Here is a 23,432-nt window from a genome sequence, read left to right on the forward strand (position 1 = left end):
TAAGCCCCCACTGTTTTATTACTCATTTATATACACTTCAATTAATTGATCCACTGAATGATACTGCTGGATTTCTTGGTGATGAAATATAAAATAATCCCCTTCTATCGCCTTTAAATCAGACAGATCGTGTGTAATATTAATGATCATCTTCTCTGGGTTCTCCTGAATATACTTGTTTAAGAAGCCATGAATCTCTATAACTGTTTTTTTGTCTAGCGAATTCGTTATTTCATCTAGAACAATAATATGTTTATCCTCTAGTAAGAAGCTAAGCAGTTTTAATTTTTGCTTTTGCCCATCACTCAAATTCTTAATAAGAACTTTACCGTCGATATTATCAAGATTAGGTAAATGTGCAATCTTATTTATCTTCTCTGAATCGAACTTTTCGCTTAAAAAGTGTAATAAAAAGTCCTTAGAAACATCATGAGGTATATTCGAGGAGCTAGATATTAAAGATACATTTTGACGAATATCTCTGCCAATTCGTTTGCTATTATTCAACAAAAAGTCTTTAGCAAGCTGTGATTTGCCGACCCCATTTTTTCCGACAACATGATTGATTTTCCCACTCGAAAAATGTAAGTCAGTGTCCTGAAGTAACGTTTTGCCTTTCACTTTTAATGTATAATTCGCTATGTTCATATGCATACTCCCTAAAAATATTGACATCAGCATTAAGCATTTCTGCTCTGAAATTTGGTTATTCATGTCTTTATTTGAGGCAACTCTTCGGATTAGCGATTCAGATCCAGCGTAAGGAGAGCTACGGAATCTTTTTCTCCATTTTACAATATATAGTATTATAAGTTCAACGAAAGACTAATTTCCATTATGATTAATAAGCACTAACCAAATCTGTAAAACCTTCTTTTTTAGCTCTAGCTTCCTTACGTTTATCTTCTGTTTTCCGCTTTTCTTGACCCACGCTCATCTCATGCACCTCTTTCCCTTCATTTTCATTGTCTCTAAAAGGCGTTATGCGGTACTATCATATAAAGGTCCAATGATGAAAAAGAATGTCACACTTTTAAATTCACCTTATCATGCAAAAGCTTATCAATAGGGACAGCTTTATTCTATAAAGGGGATGGACGATTTTGGAAAGCAAATACTTAGATTTACTCGCGCAAAAATACGATTGTGAAGAAAAAGTGGTAACGGAAATCATTAATTTGAAAGCGATTCTGAACCTGCCAAAAGGCACCGAGCATTTTGTCAGTGATTTGCACGGGGAATATCAGGCCTTCCAGCACGTGCTGCGTAATGGTTCAGGACGAGTAAAAGAAAAAATTCGCGATATTTTCAGCGGTGTCATTTACGATAGAGAAATTGATGAATTAGCAGCATTGGTCTATTATCCAGAAGATAAACTAAAGTTAATCAAACACGACTTTGATACGAAAGAAGCATTGAATGATTGGTATAAAGAAACGATAAACAGAATGATTAAGCTCGTTTCTTATTGCTCCTCGAAGTATACCCGCTCCAAACTGCGCAAAGCACTGCCTGCCCAGTTTGCTTATATTACGGAGGAGCTGCTGTATAAAACAGAAGAAGCCGCCAACAAGGAGCGATATTACTCTGAAATCATAGATCAGATTATTGAACTTGGCCAGGCTGATAAGCTGATCACCGGCCTTGCTTACAGCGTTCAGCGACTGGTGGTCGACCATCTGCATGTTGTCGGCGATATTTACGACCGCGGTCCGCAGCCGGATCGGATTATGGAAGAACTAATCAACTACCATTCTGTCGATATTCAGTGGGGCAATCACGATGTGCTTTGGATAGGCGCCTATGCCGGTTCCAAAGTATGTCTGGCCAATATCATCCGTATCTGCGCCCGCTATGACAACTTGGATATTATTGAAGACGTATACGGCATCAACCTGAGACCGCTGCTGAACCTGGCGGAAAAATATTACGACGATAATCCAGCGTTCCGTCCGAAAGCAGACGAAAACAGGCCAGAGGCTGAGATAAAGCAAATTACAAAAATCCATCAAGCGATTGCGATGATTCAATTCAAGCTTGAGAGCCCGATTATTAAGAGACGGCCGAACTTTAATATGGAGGAACGGTTGTTACTAGAGAAAATAGATTATGACAAAAACGAAATCACGCTGCACGGAAAAACATATCAACTGGAAAACACCTGCTTTGCGACGATTAACCCGGAACAGCCTGATGAGCTATTAGAAGAAGAAGCAGAAGTCATGGACAAGCTGCTATTCTCCGTTCAGCATTCTGAAAAGCTGGGCCGCCATATGAAGTTTATGATGAAAAAAGGCAGCCTTTATTTAAAATATAACGGCAACCTGTTAATTCACGGCTGTATTCCTGTCGATGAAAACGGCAATATGGAAACAATGATGATTGAGGACAAAGCCTATGCGGGCCGCGAGCTGCTCGATGTATTTGAGCGATTCTTACGGGAAGCGTTTGCCCATCCGGACAAAACCGATGACCTGGCCACAGATATGGTCTGGTATTTATGGACAGGCGAATCCTCCTCTCTCTTCGGAAAACGTGCCATGACGACATTTGAGCGCTATTTCATTAAAGAGAAGGAAACGCATAAAGAGAAGAAAAACCCGTATTACTATTTACGTGAAGACGAGGCAACCTGCCGAAACATCCTGGCAGAATTCGGCCTCAATCCAGATAACGGCCATATCATCAACGGCCATACACCCGTAAAAGAAATCGAGGGAGAAGACCCAATCAAAGCCAACGGAAAAATGATCGTCATCGACGGCGGCTTCTCCAAAGCCTACCAATCCACAACAGGCATCGCCGGCTACACGCTGCTATACAACTCCTACGGCATGCAGCTCGTCGCCCATAAACACTTCAACTCCAAGGCAGAAGTCCTAAGCACCGGAACCGACGTCTTAACGGTGAAACGATTAGTGGACAAAGAGCTTGAACGGAAGAAAGTGAAGGAAACGAATGTGGGTGAGGAATTGTTGCAGGAAGTGGCTATTTTGGAGAGTTTGCGGGAGTATCGGTATATGAAGTGAGGGATGTGGGGTTCAGGGATGACTTTCTCTGGGCTCTACTCATTTAGCACTGCAAATTGTAACAAGTCTGGTTATCTGCTCGGCATAAGTACCTAAATAGGCTAGTACTAAATATAAGAGGACGTTATATGTTACAAAGACGAATTTTTAAAAAATAAATGATTCAACAACTTATTAAACAAAATTGCAATTGAGCTAACAAAAGGATGTTAAAGAGTGGTTAATAAAATTAAAATAAATTTTGATTTTACAGAAGTCAACATATAAAACCCTTTACCCTTTTACACAACTATATGCGAAACGGATAACGATGATTTTTCGAAGTCATTACCCGTTCCATCCAGTAAGAATACTACCTTTGTTTACAACTTTCTCCTTTTATTTATGATACGATTCTCTGCGTTGTATCTAAATGAGATTTCAATCACTTAACATAATAAAGGAGAAGAGTAGTTTTATTGAATAATTTATCTTCCTTTCAGTAATAAAGATAAATCTTCTCATAATTAATCTTTTAATCAAAGAGTCTCACGTTTTTTATTATCCTGATACATATTCAATTACAGAATTATAAGCACTATTCCATATTTTTCTGGATCTTTTTTTCCCGACATTAGGAACTCTCATTAAATCAGATTCCGATCCAGATAAGACTTGTTCGATTGTATTTATTCCTGCATCAATCAATAAACTTTTTTGATAGTCAGTTAAATCTAATTCATTTACAGATTTCTGTAAAATTATCTTTATAATTTCTTCTCCGCCTTGATAATCTGTTATTCCATTTATTTCACGTAAATCAGGATACTTAGAAGAATTCATCCCATAATCTGTATATAATTTAATGGACAAGTTAGGCATTATTTTAACTAGTAAATCAGATGGATTTGATTCTTGAGAAACCATTATACCTACATTTAATAAATATCTGTCATACACTGCTTTTCTTACTTTCGTTCCTTGAGTATGAAGAATTACTACTCCTGAATATTCTAATAAACGCATTGCTTTTTTTACTGATTCAGGAGCATCCCTATGGATACAAAAGAACGAGGTTTGGCGGCTATCTTCTTCTTTTAATGCCCAATCATTATTTTTGCTTATTGTATCGGGTACTACAACATCTTCTATAAAGTCTCTACCCCAGTTAACTAAAGGCTTAATATTTTTATATAAGTCAGCTATTTTTGTATGCTCAGACCAAATATCATTACGATAGAAATTTTTAATTGTCTCATTGACTAAATTTGTTTTTAAACCTATTTTAAATTCATTTGTAGCAGAAAACACGCTCTTTAGTAAAAGTCGAGGATTCCCAGACGAAGCATATATTAAATGGTTTAGTAATTGACCCGTTCTAAGAAGCTTTGCAAAACTTTCTTCGGGCATTTGTTTTTCTAGTATTTCTCTCATATTGTTTATATACGAGTCATTTAAAATATCTCTGTTAATAGTTTTCAGTTCTGCATCATGAAAGGGTTGGAAAGTTCCAAATGAAGTTAAACCTGGGTAAACAGCTGCTTTACAAGAAATATAAGGACTCCTTAAATCCCTAAATAGAGTGAAAAATTCCCTTTGCTGATAAGGAATAAAGTTATGACACGCTTCATCAAAGTATAATATTATTCTATCTATACCGGTACTTTCACATAATTCTTCAATAATTTCTTGAAAATATTCAATTTCACTAACAGGCTTTATATCATCAATTATTCCCTCTGCTAGTTGCTTTATCTCCTCTTTTTCTAGAGAGGTACGTTTTTTTGAAGCCTTTTCGAGTTTATCGGAAAAGGAAACAAGCTTACTAATAATATCTTCTTCGGATTCAAGTCTTGATGTATAATATTCCTGAAATAAATTAAATTCCCCTATTCCAGTAATTTTTCTCAATTTCCTTTTCAGGGCAATCAAAATTTTTGACATCATCCAATAATTAAAAAAATTACTTTCATCCTCATGTAAAAATCCAGCTTTTTTAAAACTTACAATTACACTTAACGTACGATTATCGTTAAAACTATTATCTAACTCTTGTTCTGCTACCTTCAAAAGCATGGTTTTACCATTTCCACGGCTTCCCATAAGTAGAATAGGTGACTTTGATTTGAGACTCTCAATTATATCTCTATCCATTTTTGATTCAACGAAATAATCTAATATTTCATTATCCTTAATGTCTTCAGTTCTGTATAAAACATTATTCATAAACTAGAATCTCCTTTAAACCTTCGGATTTCAAAATAACTTCTACATCATCAAGATATTCTGAGTTTAAGTTATTTAGGAATTTATTAAAGCGAATAACTTGCAAGATTATCAAACAAGTTACAACTTCTTTATAAGAATCTATAAATTTTTTATAATCGTATTCATCATATTCATACCTTGTTGATAAATTTGTTTTCATATATCCATATTTACCATGAGTATATTCCGAACAAATTCTATAATTAGAATTACATTTACCAATTAAAACTTCATAAGCTTCATCCAAATTCTCTGTTTCATAAAAAAGTTTTAAATAGTCTACTCTTAAAACTCCATATTTTTCATCATTTAATCTACTCCAACTTAAATCAAATTTGTTCTTTGTCCACTTTATGTAATCTAAGTTATTATCTAGAAAATAGAGATAACCAATACCTAATTCTAGACTGCTTCTTAATGAAATAAATGCATTTCTGTACATACCCTTAGTTGATAAGTATATTGAAGAGAATAAATCTGTCTTAACTTCATCCATAATTATATTAGATTCAATATTAGGATATATAGTATTCAAGTTAGTTAGGCACTCTAATAAACTATATAGCTCAATTATTTCCTTATCATGTTCTTCAAAATGTTGCTTCACAAGATCATGCATATATAAGTCAAAGTCTTCCATCTGTTGTAAGAAATTCATATCTTTCACTCCTAAATTCCATATCTATTCTATCAAAAGTTTATAAAAAGATATCAGTAACTGGAAATTCAAATCAAAAACTAAGATATGGATTCTCATTCACTTATGATATAACTCTCCGTGTTCTATCTAAATGAAGTTATCATCCGTAGTTGCTGCTATTTCATTTTCAGTACCCGAAAGAGGAGGTTGGATTACTTTATTCAAGTAAGCCTCCATTCTTCCAGTACTAAAATTAGTTCTATATTCAGATGCATAAAATAAATATATATCACCTTGCAACTCATTGTATTCATTTATAATTACTCTATTGATCGCATTTTCAAACTGCTCAAAAGCTTTTCTACTTTCTTTCGAGAACCAAAAAATTACCAATTTGTTTCTTTTTTGGTTCTTAGCATTGTATTCTTTTAATAAGTGTATTAATCTATAACCTAAATCTATATCATTACTTGATGTAATGTTTCTGTACTTTATTTCAAAAATAATATCTCCTAATTTATTATTCATTGCCAATATATCAAATTGATTAAATGAATTATTTACAACTATATCATTATTACTGTTATATACATTGTAACCAAGTCCTGTTAGATATCTGTTAATAACATAAAAACAATACCCTTCAATTAGTTCAGATATTAAAATCTTAATATAATTGGCATTCTGGACAATGTCATCAACCTCTTTAATGCTTAAAGTTTCTCCATGTCTAATTTTATTACTTAATCTATATAAATATTTGTTTTTATTACTTAACCACCTTTCCCTTACAACACCTATGTTTACTAATTGTTCTATCAACTTCATAAGATTACGTTTACTGTACTCATGGTTATATTCTTCCAAATCCGCCAATATATCTCTACAATATCTCTCAATCTCTATCATGCCTTCTAAAAATTTCATTTTTCCTTGAGATTGATCATTACTGATACCATCTATCTTTATATTCGCCTTTGTTGTCCATCTATAATAGGTTTCTTCATCACCACTGATTTCCTTTTTTTCAAGTAAATCTTTATCTAATAACATATTCATTAAATCATTACACATTTCATTTAGCTGAAACTTTGTCCAAACTGGATATTGTTCTGAGTAATCTTCTTCAAAATTATACACTTCATTATTGGTGAAATATGTATTACCTTTTAATTTCATTTTCTTAGTCCATAAAAATAGTTGATATGTTAAAAAATCTTTAACTCCACTTTCATAATCATAGCTATCTATTTTTATTTCAATTAATTTTGTTATTACTTCTAATATTATTGAATCAGTTTTATAAGAATCTAAATTGGATTCATCTATGTATAAATAAGATTCATTACTATCCCACTCTATGTTTTGTAAAATTAAATTGTTAAATCTTCTCAATGTTCTATAAGAATTTAAAATTAATGAATCCTTATAATGACTTATTAATTCAATACTAATACTACCTGAATCGATTACATACGAATTAAACAATTTCTCTAAAGCTATATTGGTAGTCAATGGAATATGTATATTCTTTGCAAAAATACTTGTCATAATTGAATCATCTAATACGCTTGCATTTATAAATTTATAATATAACTTTTGCCCTGATATAACAATAAAACTCGCTAAATCTGATAACAGCAGTGGTTTCAAATTAGATATTATACTGGTCATATCAGCTTCGTTTTCAATTTTATCTAACTCATCTAGAACAATTATTATTTTTATACTTTCTTTCTTCAGATCCTCTAGCATATTTCTTAGTTGATATTCAGCTATTTCATCGTCATATAATGACTTTCTATTTAATTCTTCTATAGAGGAATTTCTCTTTTGAATTTTTAGTTTTAATTTAAACCCATCTATAATGAACCAGCATATACTTAACAATAGTAAGCTGACATCCAAATGCTTAAAAAGCATAGGAAAGATATCAAAGCTAATATTTAAGCTTGTTAGTATTACTACCATTATTGGCAGTAAATACTTAACTATATCCTTTAAATTAAAACTTCCTTCCAAATTACTATTAACCTCTTTTAAATTCTTGATATTAGAACTACTAAAAATTTCGTAAAATGTGTGATCATACAGTAATTCAATATTATTTATTAATTGTTTATTTTTTATTTGTTCAAATATTTCACTAGAAGATAATGTGAGGTATATTTCTCTTATTAGCTTTCTCAGTATTAATGAATAATCTTCATATTTAGAAAGATTTAAGTGTACAAATATATAATTTTTTTCTTGTATCTCTTCTTCCAATTTTTTAATTAATGTAGTTTTCCCTGTGCCTCTATATCCAGATATTAAGAAACAAGAATTATTTCCAAATAATAATTGTTGCGTTAACTGTTCTTTAATTTCATTTACAGTTACATCATAATTGATGTTATTTTTTATGTTCGATGAGGAACTTATTTTTTTTGAATCTATTCTAACTCTCACAATACAATCTCACCCCTCAAAAAGAGTAACTACTTAATTTTATCCCTCACAAAAATCGGTTTGCTATAGAACAATTGAAGTATACTTCATTCTTTTGTATTGTATCCAATCCTAAAACCTCATTCACTTATGATAAGGCTCCCCACGATTAATCCGAAAAGCCCGATAAATCTGCTCCACCAGAATCAACCGCATCAACTGATGAGGAAACGTCATTTTCGAGAACGACAGCTTCTCATCCGCTCGCTTCATCACTGCGTCACTCAATCCGAGTGAGCCGCCGATGACGAAGGTGACTTTGCTTTTTCCATATGTAGCCAGCTTATCTATTGTATCGGCTAGTTCTTCGGATGTTTTCATTTTTCCTTCAATGGCGAGGGCGATGACGTGGGCGTCGGGGCTGATTTTGGATAGGATGCGGTCGCCTTCTTTGTCTTTTATGATTTTCATGTCCTGGTCGCTTAGGTTTTCCGGCGCTTTTTCGTCCGGGAGTTCGATGATGTCGATTTTTGCGTAGGCCGATAGTCGTTTTGTGTATTCTTCAATGCCTTGCTTGAGGTATTTTTCTTTTAGTTTTCCGATTGTCACAATATTGATATTCACAGGTCATCCCCACTTTAGAAACAAGTTATTCATATATGTTTTCCACAATTGTGGATATCTTTTCTGTATTTTGTGTAAGATCATTCGTTCCCTACTATATATACTGCGGGGTCTCCACATAATTCACAGGCTGTGGATAAACTGTTAGTATGTTCGATTTTTCTGATTTCGGGCGGCAGCTCGTGGTCGTCAATGTACATATCCAGCACGGTTTCGATGTGTTCTTCACAGGAATAATACGTTTGTTTCATGTTCAAATCCTCCGATGGTTTCTTGCGTTTTTGTAAATGTTCTCTTCCCAATATAACCTATTTATTCACATGTTAGTAGTGCTTCGGGCTGAGTTTTATCCACAATTCGACAAACAAGCTGTTGATGACTCTATTTCGCTCGTGTGTTAGTTTGATTGTAACCGATGTTTGGGGAGGTCTGCATTTGCGCTTTAGATGGGTTTGGCTTTTTGTGTTCATGTTGTTGCTTGCTGGGTGTCAGCCGTCTTATTGGGTGTTAGAGAAAGATCGAATCGGTGAAGGGAGTCCAGACTTAGAAATATACACTAATTACCTTCAAATGCATGATGACGTAAAAGGATATCAAGTCTTCACCATTTCAGAAGGCAAAAAAATGGTTGTTGTGTCTCTTGGAAGCAGAGAGAAGGATAAGAAGCTTGAGGTGTCAGGCGTCAAATTCTCGCCTAAAGAAACGATTGTAACTGTGAAGCGAAAACCCGCTCCCAAGGCAAATGAGAGTAACCCTTATATTCTGATTGGACTGGACAAAATCGAAGGGGATTTCATCGTCCAAGACGAATCAGGAGATCGCTTTGAAGAAACAGATGACCAGCAATAAAGCCGGCGTTCTGAGAACGTCCGGCTTTTTCTCTTACTTCAGCATTCCATGCGGGTCGATAACGAATTTTTTGGCTGCGCCTTTATCGAAGTCACTATAGCCGTTTGGCGCGTCGTCCAGCGTTATGACGGTGGCGTTGACGGCTTTTGCGATGTGCGCTCTGCCGCTCAGGATCGCTTTCATCAAATTGCGGTTGTATGTCATGGCAGGTGTTTGTCCGGTGACGAAGGTGTGGGCTTTGGCCCAGCCGAGACCGAAGCGAATTTTTAATGAGCCTGTTTTGGCGTCAGCATCCTTTGCACCGGGATCTTCGGTCACGTATAAGCCCGGAATGCCAAGGCTTCCGCCGACCTGGGTGACGTCCATGATCGAGTTCAGTACGGCGGCTGGCGCTTCTCCTTGGCTGCCGTGTCCAGATGCTTCAAAGCCGACACAGTCCACTGCGGCATCAACGGTCGGTTCACCTAGTATTTGTTCAATTTGCTCGCCAAGGCGGTCGTGTTTTTGCACGTTGACCGTTTCACAGCCGAAGCTTCTCGCCTGTGCCAGTCTGTCTTCGTTCAGGTCACCGACAATCACCGTCGAAGCGCCAAGAAGCTGGGCGGAGTGTGCAGCTGCTAAACCGACAGGACCCGCTCCCGCGATATAAACGGTTGAACCTGTTTGCACGCCCGCTGTATACGCCCCGTGAAAGCCGGTCGGAAAAATATCGGACAGCATCGTCAAATCGAGAATCTTTTCTAACGCCTGTTCTTTATCCGGGAACACCAACAGCTGAAAATCGGCGTACGGCACCATGACGTATTCAGACTGCCCGCCGACCCAGCCGCCCATATCGACGTAGCCGTAAGCCGATCCCGGCCGATCCGGATTGACATTCAGGCACACATGCGTTTTTTGCGTTCTGCACATCACACAGCGCCCGCAGGCAATATTGAAAGGAACGGATACAATGTCGCCTTTTTTGATAAATTCAACATCCCTTCCCGTTTCAATCACTTCTCCGGTGATTTCATGCCCGAGCACCAAGCCTTCAGGCGCCGTCGTACGGCCTCGCACCATGTGCTGGTCGCTTCCGCAAATGTTTGTGGTAAGCACCTTCAAAATCACCCCGTGCTCACATTTTCGGTTCACATTCGCCTTTGGAACGCCGGGCCCGTCCTTCAAGATTAACTCAGGATAACCGATATCCTCCACCGCTACAGATCCTTTGCCTTTGTACACAACCGCTTTGTTTCCAGTCAACGCCATTCCTCCCATTCATGGTTTTGGGCTTTGCGCCCTTGAACATGACTTCGGTTCGTCATGACCCTTTCCCTTTTTCACGACTGTTTTTTCTGCAGCTTAACGACAATAAAAATGCCAAGCCAGCAGCCGACAATGGTTCCGAGGATGTCCAACCAGCCCGCTTTCCCTCCATTCAGCAGGAACACAGTAACCGCCGAAGTCAAACCAATAATCGCTGCTTGCATAATGACACGTTTGGTGCCCATTTGATCCCTCCTTTACAAATCACTGCGAAATTGATTCAACAAAAAAAGAGACTTCACCCAGTCTCTTCATAAACAGCGATCAGTTAAAACATTTCCTGAGAAATAATGTGACAACACTGGTCGCTAACGCAATTGCAGTATAAAGCACAACCCAAAACAAGAATGAACTGTTGCCAGCGGCTAACGTAAACAACAAGATCAAACTCCCAATAAGGACGATAAGCGGAGCCACCCAAAATCTCTTAAATAAAAAATGACCCGCTATACCAAATACACCTGCAATGATTGGAAAACCAAAAACGATAAATAAGACAGCGATGGCTCCCATACTAACCTCCTAGCCCTTAAAACCCCTTCATCACTTCAAAATCATACAGCTTCAAATGACTCTTCGGCGTCACGACATCCTTTACCTTCTTCATCTCTTTTTCTTTCACTTTCTTTCCGGTTTTCAGGCTGTATTGTTCAATATATGCAGGCTGGTTATAAGTGTATGTGAAGAAATAGAGGTTGCCGCCTTTTCGGGTGATTTCTTTGAAATCGGCTTTCATTTTTTCCGGTGAAAGGGTGAAGGCAATGGTTGATTTTCCTGTCTCTGCGTCGATTTTGTATACCTTTCCGAAGCCGTCAATGAAGTACAGGTATCCCTCATGAAAGAAAAAGCTGTTTTTAAAGCTGAAGGGCATGGAGCTGTATATCGTTTGTTCGTCATTTTTGTATTCGGCGATGTCGTGCAGCTCTATTTTTCCGCTTTTCTTGTTGATTTTGACCATTTGATAAAGATTACGAGCCTTTTGGCCGCGAATCATGACATAAACCGCTTGATCGTCCACAGCAAGCTGGGATTCGATTGAGGCTCCTTCCCGATACTGCCATTCCGTTATCGTGTGATAGGCGAGATTCTGTTGATCGGCTTGAATCTGGAGGAGCTGATAGCCTTTTTCGTCAGCTGTCGGGACGAGTGTGTAGATGGTGCCGTCATGAAAACCGGAGGCGCGGATGTAATGGGGGATGACGTCTTTTTTCCACTCTCCGTCCATCTGGCGGTACAGCTCTGAGCGGTACCCGTCTCCCTTTTTGTCGTAGCCGGAGTTGTAGAGCGTGTAAAAACCGTCCGTTTGTTGTAAAAAGCCGGCACTGTCACCGGTGTGCTGATAGGCTCTTTTATAGGAGCGCAGGCCGTTTTTGATCGTGTAAATCGTGTTTTTATCCTCCAGCATCACACTGTCTCCGTGAACCTTGGCTGAGCCCAGCTCAAGACCCTTCATCTTAAAAGAAGACAGCGACCCGTCTTGGCTGATAAACAGGGCGTAGCTTTTCCCGCCGCCGAATGCATCTTGATCCGCAGAGGTTGAGAGATACAGCAGGACTTCCTTGTCATCGAGAAAATCAGGGTCTCGGAGCTCCTGCTGACTCACAGCTTTATGGCTTTTGAGAGGAGAAACGAAGACAAATAGTGCGATCCCTGCGAGAATCAGCATGGCGATAGCGATCATCCACTTCCTCATATCCTTCTCCTTAGTAAATGGTCATGATGGTCGACGTATAGGAAGAGTCGGTGATGTCGCGCGGATATACGCCTAAGCCTCCGTTGCCGTCTATATCAATGCCTGCTTTCAGCAAAAAGGCGGACCATAGGAGCTTTGAACAGTTTTTGGCGCCATCATGGCCGGTATTTCTGTTATTGACGAAGTTAAATGAGTATGGGTCACCGACTCTAGATACCGCCCAGTCGGCAGCGGATGTTTTCTGTGAAGAAGTGACATTGACTGTCTGTACGATGGAGTTGTCTTCCACGTCTCTGGCATTGTAAGCGATCTGCCTGACGCCGTCGCTCGGGACAGATTCTACAATTTTGTCAGCGGCGGAATACATGCCGACGTGGCCGTGATTATAGTAGGCTGTGTAGGAGTTGGTGTAGTAGATATTCCCTTTCGCGCTTGTCGGAAGTTTTTTCGTGCCGGACGAGCCGCCCATGATAGACATGCCGCTTTCCTTGGCGAGCCTGTCGCCTTCTGCCTTATCAGCTGTGATTTCCTCATAGAACTGTTTCAGAATGGCGTCTTGCTTGACGTGCTGCTGTTTGGCAATCTGGCTGGCGGACTTCATGATTTCTTCCGGCGTCGTGCCTGGCTGCAGTGCGGCGATTTCTTCTGCATAGTTTGTGGTTTTTACGGCTTTGGCGGGAGAAACAAACAATCCGCCGCACATTGCAAGCGCTACCATAAACATTGAAATCCTTGCCTTGAACTTCAATTACATCTCCTCTTTTCTTGTGAATGTAAGGAAGGTGATTTCCTTCACCCATATTATATTAGGAACATAAGGAAAGGAACTAGGTTATTTACAGAATGTTTAGAAATCATTTACAGAAGGCTGTCCGCAAAAAAAAGGCCGAATAAAGGCCCTTTTCTTACAGCTTCTTGCTCATCATCACGTCCGTTTCTTGAAATCCGGTCCGTTCATATAGCTTCCGCGCCGCCTGATTGTGGGCAAAGACATGAAGGGACAGCTTCCGGATTCCCAAGCTGCGTGCTGTTTGATCTAACGCCGCCAATGCTTGCTTTGCATAGCCCTTGCCCCGATATGGTTCATATAACCCGAAATCGTAAATAAACGCTTCCTGCTGCGGGTGCTCCGGTTCAGCATGAATCCAGAGCCAGCCAACGATTTCCTTTTCATTCAGCGTGAGGCTCCACAAATGATGGTGGGGGGTTTCCAGCCCTTTCGGAAGCAGATTGGAAAAGGCCTGCCTAGACAAAAGCTGTGCGTCTTCAGGCTGCCATGTTCCCGCCTTAACCTTCTCTTCCGCGTAATGCTTGGTCGTGTACGTGAGATAAGACCGAAATTCTTCTGTCTGCATGGGAGTCAGCATCATTGTCATATCATCTCTCCTTTATTTATTGACTAGAGGATTTTACATAAAATAGAAAGAGGTGTTACTATCAGAATAAGCAACTGAGATTGATAAGTCACGAGAGAAGGGAGTTTCACATGAATAAAATTGCACCTGCAGAAATCGCTAATATGCTCAACGATTGGTACCTTGCAATCAAGAAACATGAAGTGGAAGAGTCCGCCCGTTTGTTTGAAGAAGTGAAGCCTTTATTGGATGACATGGAAGAGGATCAGGAGGTGCTTGCCTACTTCTCCTTATTGGAATTGCGCCACAAGGTATTGCTTCACGAGGCGAGAGGACAGGGCTTCCAGCATGAGGAGCCTTCTCATATGAATGCTACGTCAGACATGCTGAAATATTACTTTTTTCTGTTTGAAGGCATGTACGAAGCCTATAAAAATAATTACGATATCGCCATTGGGCTTTATAAAGAGGCCGAGCAGTATCTTGGCAACATTCCCGATCCGATTGAAAAAGCCGAGTTTCACCTGAAGGTCGGTAAGCTCTATTACAAACTGGGTCAAAATATTGTGTCCCTCAATCATACACGGCAAGCGGTCAAAACATTTAGGGAAGAGACCGATTATAAAAAGAAACTCGCCTCGGCGCTGATCACGATGTCAGGCAATTGCACCGAAATGAACCAGTTTGAAGAAGCTGAAACATACTTGGAAGAAGCGATCCGGATCACGAGAGAATTAGAGGATCATTTTTTTGAAGCCCAGCTTTTGCATAACTTCGGACTTCTTCATGCGCAAAGCGGCAAATCAGAAGAAGCGGTCTCCAAATTAGAAGAGGCCCTGCAACACGAAGAATATGCCCGCTCCGCCTATTACTATCATTCTGTCTATCTACTGATACGAGAACTGTTTAAGAGTCAAAAGAAAGAACAGGCTTTATCTTATTACCAAGATGTGAAGGAAAAACTGGCTGTCGAGCCGAATAGAATATGTGAGGCTAAAATAGATATTTTATATGCCATTTATGCAGAAGGAGGTCATGCGGAAACGTTTCACTTATGCAAACAACATATGGATGAATTGGTGTCCGAGAAAGAGTATGACAGTGTAAGAGAACTTTCCATTTTGGCTGGCGAAAAGTATAAAGAGCATGAGCTTTATAAAGAAGCTGCCCACTTTTTTTATGAGGCATTACAAATTGAAGAACTCATTAAACGAACGGAGGTTATATAAATGAAAAAATGTCTGATTGGTGTAGGCGTCGCAGCGGTGATTTTATCAGGATGGTTTATTGCAGACCACCAAACTCATTCACAGGAGATGAAAGTCGCTGAGAAAATGATTGGATAAATCAAAAACCCCCGCGGGATGCGGGGGTTTTCTCATGTCTACAGCAGCTTCTTCCCTAGCAGAGATTCTACGAGCTCTACCGCTGTTTGGCCAGTCTTGTTTTCATGATCAAGAATCGGGTTGACCTCGACGAATTCAGCTGAGGTGATGATGCCTGCGTCATACAGCATTTCCATCGCCAAATGGCTCTCACGGTAGCTGATGCCGCCGATGACGGGGGTTCCGACACCCGGTGCATCGTTCGGATCAAGCCCGTCCAGATCAAGGCTGAGATGGACGCCGTCACATGCTGATAAATAATCAAGGGTTTCTTCGATCACCTTTGTCATGCCGAGACGGTCGATTTCGTGCATCGTGTACACCTTCATGCCGCTTTCCCTAATATACTTGCGCTCCCCTTCATCAAGTGACCGGGCGCCGATGATGACGACGTTTTCCGGTTTGATTTTAGGCGCGTAGCCTTCAAGGTTCACCAGTGACTCGTGGCCGATGCCGAGGCTGACGGCAAGCGGCATGCCGTGAATATTGCCTGATGGTGATGTTTCAAGCGTATTCAAGTCGCCGTGCGCGTCATACCAGATGACGCCGAGATGATCGTAATGCTTCGCTGTGCCTGCCAGCGTGCCGATCGCAATACTGTGGTCGCCGCCCAGGACAAGCGGGAATTTTTTCTCTTCGATGACTTTGTTGACCTTTTGCGCGAGTTTTTCATTTCCCGCCAAAACGGAATTCAGGTTCTTTAATTCCTCGTCATTTTTGATCTTTTCGCGGTTGATCGGAATGTCACCGAGATCTTCAACCGTATACCCCATGTCTGAAAGCCTCTCAATCAGATGGGCGTACCGGATGGCACTCGGGCCCATGTCCACTCCGCGTCGTGCTTGTCCTAAATCCATTGGCATTCCAATAACCGAAATCGTTTTATCCATCTGTGATTCCACCTCAACATATAAGATAATGTCCTATGCGGGTTATAACAAAGATGACTTGCGGACAATGTGTTTAAAGCTCTAGCTGACGATTTGCCTGCTGCCGTTTTTTAATGACGACATGATAAACGATGTAGCAAATGATCATAAACGGTATGCCGCAATACAGCGCGATACGCTGCTCCGGATCAAACGCAAGGCTGATGAGAACGACCGTATTTAATGTCAGGCCGATCAGCGGAAGCACCGGATAAAGCGGTGTTTTGAATTTCAGATCTTCCTTCTTGCCGCCCTCGCGGATATATTTGCGTCTGAACATGATTTGAGAGAGCGTAATCGTGATCCAGCCGACCTGGGCGCTCATGCCCGCCAAAGATAGAAGCACCATATACACGGTTTCAGCCGCCGCCACTTTCGATAGAAGCGATAGGCAGGCCACAGCCATCGTTACGATTAACGCATTCAGCGGCACACCTCGTTTGTTTGTTTTGCCCAGCGCTTTGAAGGCCTGTCCTTCATTCGCCATCGCGTACAGGATACGTGTCGATGCGTATAAACCTGAATTCGCAACAGATAACAGCGCGATTAAAATAACAAAGTTCATGATATCAGCTGCATACGGAATTCCGATTTGTTCAAATACCGCAACAAACGGACTTTTCACAACACCCGCCTGTTCCCACGGTATCATGCCGGCAATGACAATAATGGAAAGAACAAAGAAGACAAGCGTTCTCCATACTGTCTGTTTGATAGACCGCGGAATCGTTTTTTCAGGGTCTTCACTTTCTCCTGCTGCAACCCCGATCAGCTCAGTTCCCTGGAACGCGAAGTTCACGGTAATCATCGTTATCAATATTGCCTTAATACCGTTCGGGAATAACCCGTCTTCATAAAAATGCGTAAAAAACGGCGCCTGCTCTCCGCCCTTCAAATCGATCAGGCCAAACATGGCGGCTCCGCCGAGAATAATAAATAAAAGGATAATCAAAATTTTAATGCCTGAGAACCAGAATTCCGATTCTGCAAAGGCTTTTGCTGTTATCGCATTTAGGATAAACATCAGTGCCGCGAATACCAGACACCATATCCACACGTCTACGTGCGGAAACCAGCGAAGCATCAGCTGTCCCGCTGATAAAAATTCAATAGCGCATGTAACTGCCCAGCCGAGCCAGTACAGCCAGCCGAACGCAAACCCGAAAGCCGGGCTGATGAATTTCGTCGCGTAGGTCTGGAAGGACCCCGACACAGGAAAGGCGACTGCCAGCTCCCCTAAGCAAAGCATTGTCAAAAACATGATAAAGCCGCCCACTAAATAGGACAGAACCGCGCCGAGCGGTCCCGCCTGGTTAATGGTAAATCCGGTTCCAAGGAAGAAACCGGTTCCGATCACTCCGCCCAATGAAATCATGAACAAGTGGCGTGATTTCATTGTCCGCTGGAGCTGATTTCCGTTATCTTGGTTTGTATTCACATTCTGCACCCCTTCAGCAACTTGTATTGGATCTAAGCTGGAACAACTACACGGTGCATATCCCAGTTTGCTGTCCAAAGAGTTTTTATCTATTTAATATAAAATTCACTTCTTCTCATAAAGATACATTATACTAAAATACTGTAGCTGAGCAAATAGGGAGTGCTAATTTTTCTGTTGTAAATTTATACAAACGAAGTGAATATCCCGCCATGGTGCGGCGTTATGCGTTTTGAAGCACGTGCTTAATTTTCTCTATCGCCCAATCCAAATCCTTTTTCGAAATGATTAATGGCGGTGCAAAACGAATGACAGTATCATGCGTTTCCTTGCATAAAAGCCCTTCTTCCTTCAAACGCTCACAATACGGACGTGCGGCTTCCGTTAATTCCACACCGATAAACAGCCCTCTGCCGCGGACTTCTTTAATGACAGGATTGTCAATGCTCTCAAGCTCTCTTTTAAAGTATTCGCCAAGCTCAAGAGAACGTTCCGCGAGCTTTTCATCCTCCATCACTTCCAATGAGGCGATAGACACCGCACAGGCAAGCGGGTTTCCGCCAAATGTCGATCCGTGTGAACCCGGGTTAAATACGCCCAAAATCTCTCGGTCCGCCGCAATGCATGAAATCGGGAACACACCGCCGCCAAGCGCTTTGCCCAAGATATACATATCCGGAACAATGCCGTCCCAGTCACAGGCGAATATCTTGCCTGTACGCCCAAGACCCGTCTGAATCTCATCGGCAATAAACAGGACATTCTCTTCCTTACAAATCGCCGCTGCTTCCTGCAAAAACCCTTCAGGCGGAATCACGATACCCGCTTCGCCTTGAATCGGTTCAAACAAGAATGCCGCTGTATTCGGCGTAATGGCCTGACGAAGCGCTTCCGCATCGCCGTATGGGATTAATTTGATTCCCGGAAGCATCGGGCCGAATCCTCTTTTGTATTCGTCTTCAGAAGACAGAGAGACCGCCAGCATCGTCCGCCCGTGGAAGTTCCCGACACACGCGATGATTTCCGCTTGATTGTCTGCCACGCCTTTCACTTCGTATGCCCACCGTCTCGCCGCTTTCACCGCGGATTCAACCGCTTCAGCTCCTGTATTCATTGGCAGAATCATTTCTTTGCCCGTCAGCTTAGCTGTTTTCTCGTAAAACGGTCCTAGCTGATCGTTGTGAAACGCGCGTGACGTGAGGGTGATTTTATCAGCCTGATCCTTCAATGCCTGAATGATTTTCGGGTGCCTGTGCCCCTGGTTTACCGCAGAATAGGCACTCAGCATATCCATATATTCATTGCCTTCCGGGTCCTTTACCCAAGCACCCAGCGCTTCAGAGATGACAATTGGGAGCGGATGATAATTATTGGCTCCGTAATGAGACGTCTGATCAATAATGTCTTTGGATTTAGATATAGATGGCATATTTGAATTCCCCCTTATTTTCTGTTTCAACATGATATCCTGCTTTCCCTTTATATAAATGCAAGTTCTGTGCCAAATCAAGATTTCGTGTGTTTTCTACAATTTTCGAGGACAAGGTGCAAAAATATTCAGTTTTTTTAAGTGAAAATCTCAGCAAGTGCAAAATTCTTTTGCATATCCTCTACATTCTTTTATAAAATAGAAGAAATATTAAGAAAATAATTGAGGGAGGTTTATACATTGGTCAAGGACAGCGAATTCCTCACATTGGTTTTTCAGAGCATACTGGATGAAATTGATGTTGGCCTGCACGTGGTGGACGAGCACGGAAACACGATCGTTTATAACAATAAAATGATGCAGATTGAAGATATGGAGAAGCATGACGTCCTGAATAAAAACCTGATGGATGTGTTTATGTTCTCTAAGCAGCAGGACAGCACCCTGGTACAGGCCCTTCAGGAAGGCAAAACGATTAAAAACGGCAAACAAAGCTACTTTAATAATAAAGGCCAGGAAATTACGACAATCAATCATACATATCCCATCGTCAAAGACGGCAAAATCAGGGGCGCAGTCGAAATTGCCAAAGATGTAACAAAGCTTGAACGGCTGATCAGGGAGAATATGAACAAAAAGGGCAGCACAACCTATACATTTGACAGCATTCTCGGCACCAGTCCGGCCATTCAAGACGTCATCGAAAACGCGAAACGGGCTACGCGCACATCTTCATCGGTTCTTCTCGCAGGAGAAACCGGAACGGGAAAAGAGCTGTTCGCACAAAGCATCCACAATGGCAGCGACCGTTCAGGCGGCCCGTTTATTTCACAAAACTGCGCGGCGCTGCCAGACAGTCTTGTGGAAAGCATTTTGTTCGGAACGAAAAAAGGCGCGTTTACCGGCGCTGTGGACCAGCCCGGCCTGTTCGAACAAGCCCATGGCGGCACGCTTCTGTTAGATGAGATCAACTCACTAAATCTCAGCCTTCAGGCAAAGCTGCTGCGCGCCCTTCAAGAACGGAAAATCAGGCGTATCGGTTCCACTAAGGATACGCCGATTGACGTGCGTATTATTGCGACGATGAATGAAGACCCCATTGATGCGATTGCGGGCGAACGAATGCGAAAGGACTTGTATTACAGGCTGAGCGTCGTGACGCTCATTATCCCGCCGCTTCGGGAACGAAAAGAGGATATTTTGCCTCTCGCATCCGAGTTTATTCAGAAAAACAACCACTTGTTCCAAATGAATGTGGAACATATCAGTGAAAACGTGAAGCAATTTTTCTTATCCTACGACTGGCCGGGAAACATTCGTGAGTTAGAACATATGATTGAAGGCGCAATGAACTTCATGACGGACGAGCAAACCATTACAGCTTCCCACCTGCCCTATCAATACCGCATGAAAATCAAGCCAGCTGACAGCCCAGAACCGGAAATACCAAGACATCAGCCGGCCGCGGACTTAAAAGAAAAATTGGAGAGCTTCGAAAAATATGTGATTGAAAATGTGTTAAGAAAACACGGACATAACATCTCGCAGGCCGCTCAGGAGCTTGGCATAAGCAGACAAAGCCTTCAATACCGGCTGAAGAAATTTTCTCACCCGCCTGCCGAGTAACAGCCTGTTCCAGCGCAGGGAAGATGGCGCATATGCGCAAAGTTCACAATGTCAACAGCAATGGAGGATGAGTCGTCAAACATCACGTATGGACACAAACAAGCAGCCTAACACAGCAGCTAAAAGCAGTACGCTGAACAACTGCAAAGGTACAGCCATATCTTCTGCAATGAAGAAAGAAAATGGCACCTATGTATACCTCACACCCAGCAACCACCCGAACAAACTATCACATTCAATCCTGTTGTTTCACGTGTAACACCCATCTAGTATATATTCTTTTCAACTGAACGGGCCTGGCCCTCGTTCAGTTTTTTTGCATAAAAAAGCAGTCTGGCCATTGTGCCAGACTGCTTTGATTACCTTCCTAGCTGATCTGCCGAGGAGAGCTTAATATCAACGGATTGTTCTTTAGCGCCGCGATAAAATGTTACCCTGACGCGGTCACCAACTTTTTTCTGGTAAAGGCGTTTGCGCAGATCAACAACATCATTTACTTTTTGGCCGTCAAATTCCGTGATGACATCCAGTTCCTTAAGCCCTGCTTTTCCAGCTGGTGAAAAGGCATCTACACCCATCACTACCGCGCCATTGGTGACATCCTTAGGAAGCTTTAATGTTTCATCCCAATGATAGCTTGCAATGTCGCTTAGCGATTTCATCTCAATGCCAAGGAACGGACGTTTAACTTCGCCGTATTTCTCCAGATCCTCTATCACCGGGATCACAAGCTTAGACGGAATGGACAGGCCAATTCCTTCAACCGCCGACTCCGCTATTTTCATTGAATTGATGCCAATGACTTTTCCGTCCATATTTAACAATGCGCCGCCGCTGTTTCCAGGGTTAATGGCCGCATCTGTTTGCATGACTTCTGCGTTCCAGTCAGGCTGTCCATCACCGTTTGAATCCACCGGGATGGCCCTCTCCGTACCCGAGATGACACCTTGTGTGACAGAGCCTGCAAATTCAAGGCCTAATGGGTTCCCAATCGCGATAACCGGCTCCCCTGACTTCACTTTGTCTGAATTCCCGAAGTCAGCGACTGCTTTTATTTTATCGCTTTTCACTCGTAACACAGCAAGGTCCATCAGCTGGTCGCTGCCAATCAGTTCAGCCGATACACGCGAACCGTCTTTCAAGCTGATTTCAATTTGGGAAGCGCCCTCGATCACATGATGGTTGGTCACGACATAAGCAGCGTTGTCATTTTTCTTATAGATGACGCCAGAGCCGCTCCCAGCCTCGCCGCTCTCTCCCCAAATATCTGATTTTTGGATGTTCACAACACCGACAACGGCGGGCGACACATTGCTGACAATCTTGGTGACTGCGTTGTTGACACTGACATTCACCGTCCTGATTGATTCCCGGTTATTGTTGTTCTGCTGCTGTTCTAAGGCGCCCGTATCGACCCCTTCATCTGAAAGGTACGGCATGAGAAACGCCATTAATACGGCACCCACAATCACGCCAATCAGACTAGAAAGGAAATATCCTTTTTTGCTTCGCTTTCGCTGTTCAGGAGCAGTATAGTCTTCCTCACGATCGTAATCCACCATATTCCACCCTTTCCAAGAACGTTAATATGGTTATATTGTGGGTTAGAAACTCCTATAATAGTCATGGTTTACATAAAAATTATACAGCGCAAAGCGGAGTAGCCTTCTTCGGATCAGTGTCAAACAAATCAAATGTCTCCCCCGTCACAAATCCTTTAGAAGCCAATGTCTGCTGCACAGACATTCTCGCCAGATCCTTCATGTTGTTGTCCTGGCTCAAATGCGCCAGATAAATGCGAGACGTCTCATCGCCAATGACATCAGTCATTGCCAAGGCAGCATCTTCATTTGACACGTGCCCGACATCACTTAAAATCCGCCGCTTAATGCTCCATGGGTATCTTCCCATTTGCAGCATGCCGACATCGTGATTGCTTTCAAACACAAACACATTCGCTGAGCGGATGATGCCTTTCATCCGGTCGCTGACATATCCCGTATCTGTCATTAATGCAAGCTTTCGGCCGTTATAATGGAACACATAAAACATAGGCTCCGCCGCATCGTGCGAGACGCCAAACGACTCCACGTCAAGTCCGCCGAACGACTTCACCGTCTCCATCGGAAACACAAATTTCTGGTCGGTATCAATTTTGCCGATCTGGTTCTCCATTGCTTTCCACGTCTTCTCATTCGCATAAATCGGAAGCTTGTACTTTCTGGCGACGACGCCGAGGCCCTTAATATGGTCACTATGCTCATGCGTCACAAAAATGCCGTCTACATCATCCAGCTTACGCCCAATTTGCGCCATCAGCCCATCCATGGCTTTCCCGCTCAAACCGGCGTCTACCAAAAATGCGTGATCCTCCGTTTCAAGATAAAACGCATTCCCCGTACTCCCGCTCGCAAGTACGCTAAATTGCAAGCTCATGTTTGTCTCACTCC

22 protein-coding genes are annotated in these 23,432 nt (G+C 41.7%); 5 read left to right on the top strand and 17 right to left on the bottom strand.

Annotated features, from left to right (window positions below; translation table 11 throughout):
* Positions 1 to 18: 18 nt before the first annotated feature.
* The gene (locus M1D98_RS19440) at positions 19 to 648 is read right to left on the bottom strand and encodes an ATP-binding cassette domain-containing protein (RefSeq protein WP_456279878.1); all 630 of its coding nucleotides are present in this window, start codon (positions 646 to 648) and stop codon (positions 19 to 21) included.
* A gap of 455 nt (positions 649 to 1,103) precedes the next feature.
* On the opposite strand from M1D98_RS19440, the gene fbp reads away from it, so the two are divergent.
* Positions 1,104 to 3,029, top strand: a complete 1,926-nt coding sequence (gene fbp, locus M1D98_RS19445) for a fructose-1,6-bisphosphatase (RefSeq protein WP_100739599.1) — start codon at positions 1,104 to 1,106, stop codon at positions 3,027 to 3,029.
* A 540-nt stretch (positions 3,030 to 3,569) separates the two neighbouring features.
* Here fbp and M1D98_RS19450 read toward each other — a convergent pair.
* From M1D98_RS19450 to M1D98_RS19470, 5 genes are all read right to left on the bottom strand, one after another.
* Complete coding sequence (locus tag M1D98_RS19450) at positions 3,570 to 5,234, bottom strand: ORC-CDC6 family AAA ATPase (RefSeq protein WP_268533248.1); 1,665 nt, start codon at positions 5,232 to 5,234, stop codon at positions 3,570 to 3,572.
* On the bottom strand, positions 5,227 to 5,934 hold the full coding sequence (locus M1D98_RS19455; protein ID WP_268533250.1) for a hypothetical protein: 708 nt from the start codon (positions 5,932 to 5,934) through the stop codon (positions 5,227 to 5,229). Before M1D98_RS19455 ends, M1D98_RS19450 begins: the two co-directional genes overlap by 8 nt.
* Positions 5,935 to 6,063: 129 nt before the next feature.
* Entirely contained in the window at positions 6,064 to 8,367 is a 2,304-nt protein-coding gene (locus M1D98_RS19460) for an ATP-binding protein (RefSeq protein WP_268533252.1), read from the bottom strand.
* A 123-nt stretch (positions 8,368 to 8,490) separates the two neighbouring features.
* Positions 8,491 to 8,970: a 23S rRNA (pseudouridine(1915)-N(3))-methyltransferase RlmH gene (gene rlmH / locus M1D98_RS19465; RefSeq protein WP_003226975.1), complete on the bottom strand. Its 480-nt coding sequence runs from the start codon at positions 8,968 to 8,970 to the stop codon at positions 8,491 to 8,493.
* A gap of 80 nt (positions 8,971 to 9,050) precedes the next feature.
* Positions 9,051 to 9,221 (bottom strand): CxxH/CxxC protein, encoded by a 171-nt coding sequence (locus tag M1D98_RS19470; protein WP_003236479.1) that lies wholly within the window; start codon positions 9,219 to 9,221, stop codon positions 9,051 to 9,053.
* A 184-nt stretch (positions 9,222 to 9,405) separates the two neighbouring features.
* Between M1D98_RS19470 and M1D98_RS19475 the strand changes: the two genes are divergently transcribed.
* Entirely contained in the window at positions 9,406 to 9,819 is a 414-nt protein-coding gene (locus M1D98_RS19475) for a hypothetical protein (RefSeq protein ID WP_456279879.1), read from the top strand.
* A gap of 33 nt (positions 9,820 to 9,852) precedes the next feature.
* Here M1D98_RS19475 and fdhA read toward each other — a convergent pair whose 3' ends face one another.
* From fdhA to M1D98_RS19505, 6 genes are all read right to left on the bottom strand, one after another.
* On the bottom strand, positions 9,853 to 11,079 hold the full coding sequence (gene fdhA, locus M1D98_RS19480) for a formaldehyde dehydrogenase, glutathione-independent (protein ID WP_456279880.1): 1,227 nt from the start codon (positions 11,077 to 11,079) through the stop codon (positions 9,853 to 9,855).
* A gap of 62 nt (positions 11,080 to 11,141) precedes the next feature.
* The gene (locus M1D98_RS19485; protein WP_268558787.1) at positions 11,142 to 11,312 is read right to left on the bottom strand and encodes a hypothetical protein; all 171 of its coding nucleotides are present in this window, start codon (positions 11,310 to 11,312) and stop codon (positions 11,142 to 11,144) included.
* A gap of 79 nt (positions 11,313 to 11,391) precedes the next feature.
* Entirely contained in the window at positions 11,392 to 11,640 is a 249-nt protein-coding gene (locus M1D98_RS19490; RefSeq protein ID WP_456279881.1) for a DUF2651 family protein, read from the bottom strand.
* Between the two features lie 16 nt (positions 11,641 to 11,656).
* Positions 11,657 to 12,820, bottom strand: coding sequence for a hypothetical protein (locus M1D98_RS19495; RefSeq protein WP_456279882.1), 1,164 nt, complete (start codon positions 12,818 to 12,820; stop codon positions 11,657 to 11,659).
* A gap of 10 nt (positions 12,821 to 12,830) precedes the next feature.
* Positions 12,831 to 13,568 (bottom strand): YiiX/YebB-like N1pC/P60 family cysteine hydrolase, encoded by a 738-nt coding sequence (locus M1D98_RS19500; protein WP_121641611.1) that lies wholly within the window; start codon positions 13,566 to 13,568, stop codon positions 12,831 to 12,833.
* A 157-nt stretch (positions 13,569 to 13,725) separates the two neighbouring features.
* Complete coding sequence (locus M1D98_RS19505; protein WP_456279883.1) at positions 13,726 to 14,196, bottom strand: GNAT family N-acetyltransferase; 471 nt, start codon at positions 14,194 to 14,196, stop codon at positions 13,726 to 13,728.
* A 110-nt stretch (positions 14,197 to 14,306) separates the two neighbouring features.
* Between M1D98_RS19505 and rapG the strand changes: the two genes are divergently transcribed.
* Positions 14,307 to 15,404, top strand: coding sequence for a response regulator aspartate phosphatase RapG (gene rapG / locus M1D98_RS19510; protein ID WP_456279884.1), 1,098 nt, complete (start codon positions 14,307 to 14,309; stop codon positions 15,402 to 15,404).
* Positions 15,405 to 15,521, top strand: a complete 117-nt coding sequence (locus tag M1D98_RS19515) for a Phr family secreted Rap phosphatase inhibitor (RefSeq protein ID WP_039074919.1) — start codon at positions 15,405 to 15,407, stop codon at positions 15,519 to 15,521. It abuts the gene before it with no gap.
* Positions 15,522 to 15,559: 38 nt separating this feature from the next.
* Here M1D98_RS19515 and rocF read toward each other — a convergent pair whose 3' ends face one another.
* From rocF to rocD, 3 genes are all read right to left on the bottom strand, one after another.
* A complete protein-coding gene (gene rocF, locus M1D98_RS19520) occupies positions 15,560 to 16,450 on the bottom strand; it encodes an arginase (RefSeq protein WP_087993685.1) in 891 nt (296 codons plus the stop codon).
* Between the two features lie 73 nt (positions 16,451 to 16,523).
* Positions 16,524 to 17,927 (bottom strand): amino acid permease, encoded by a 1,404-nt coding sequence (locus M1D98_RS19525; protein WP_121641614.1) that lies wholly within the window; start codon positions 17,925 to 17,927, stop codon positions 16,524 to 16,526.
* Positions 17,928 to 18,150: 223 nt separating this feature from the next.
* Positions 18,151 to 19,356: an ornithine aminotransferase gene (gene rocD / locus M1D98_RS19530; RefSeq protein ID WP_129550870.1), complete on the bottom strand. Its 1,206-nt coding sequence runs from the start codon at positions 19,354 to 19,356 to the stop codon at positions 18,151 to 18,153.
* Positions 19,357 to 19,596: 240 nt separating this feature from the next.
* Here rocD and rocR point away from each other — a divergent pair, with 240 nt between their 5' ends.
* Positions 19,597 to 20,982 carry an arginine utilization regulatory protein RocR gene (gene rocR, locus M1D98_RS19535; RefSeq protein WP_456279885.1) on the top strand — a complete coding sequence of 462 codons (1,386 nt, stop codon included), beginning with the start codon at positions 19,597 to 19,599 and terminating at the stop codon, positions 20,980 to 20,982.
* Positions 20,983 to 21,341: 359 nt separating this feature from the next.
* Here rocR and M1D98_RS19540 read toward each other — a convergent pair whose 3' ends face one another.
* The gene (locus M1D98_RS19540) at positions 21,342 to 22,544 is read right to left on the bottom strand and encodes a S1C family serine protease (RefSeq protein ID WP_456279886.1); all 1,203 of its coding nucleotides are present in this window, start codon (positions 22,542 to 22,544) and stop codon (positions 21,342 to 21,344) included.
* Between the two features lie 79 nt (positions 22,545 to 22,623).
* Positions 22,624 to 23,418: an MBL fold metallo-hydrolase gene (locus M1D98_RS19545; RefSeq protein WP_039074913.1), complete on the bottom strand. Its 795-nt coding sequence runs from the start codon at positions 23,416 to 23,418 to the stop codon at positions 22,624 to 22,626.
* Between the last annotated feature and the right edge of the window lie 14 nt (positions 23,419 to 23,432).

Source organism: Bacillus sp. K7 (genome assembly GCF_053903245.1).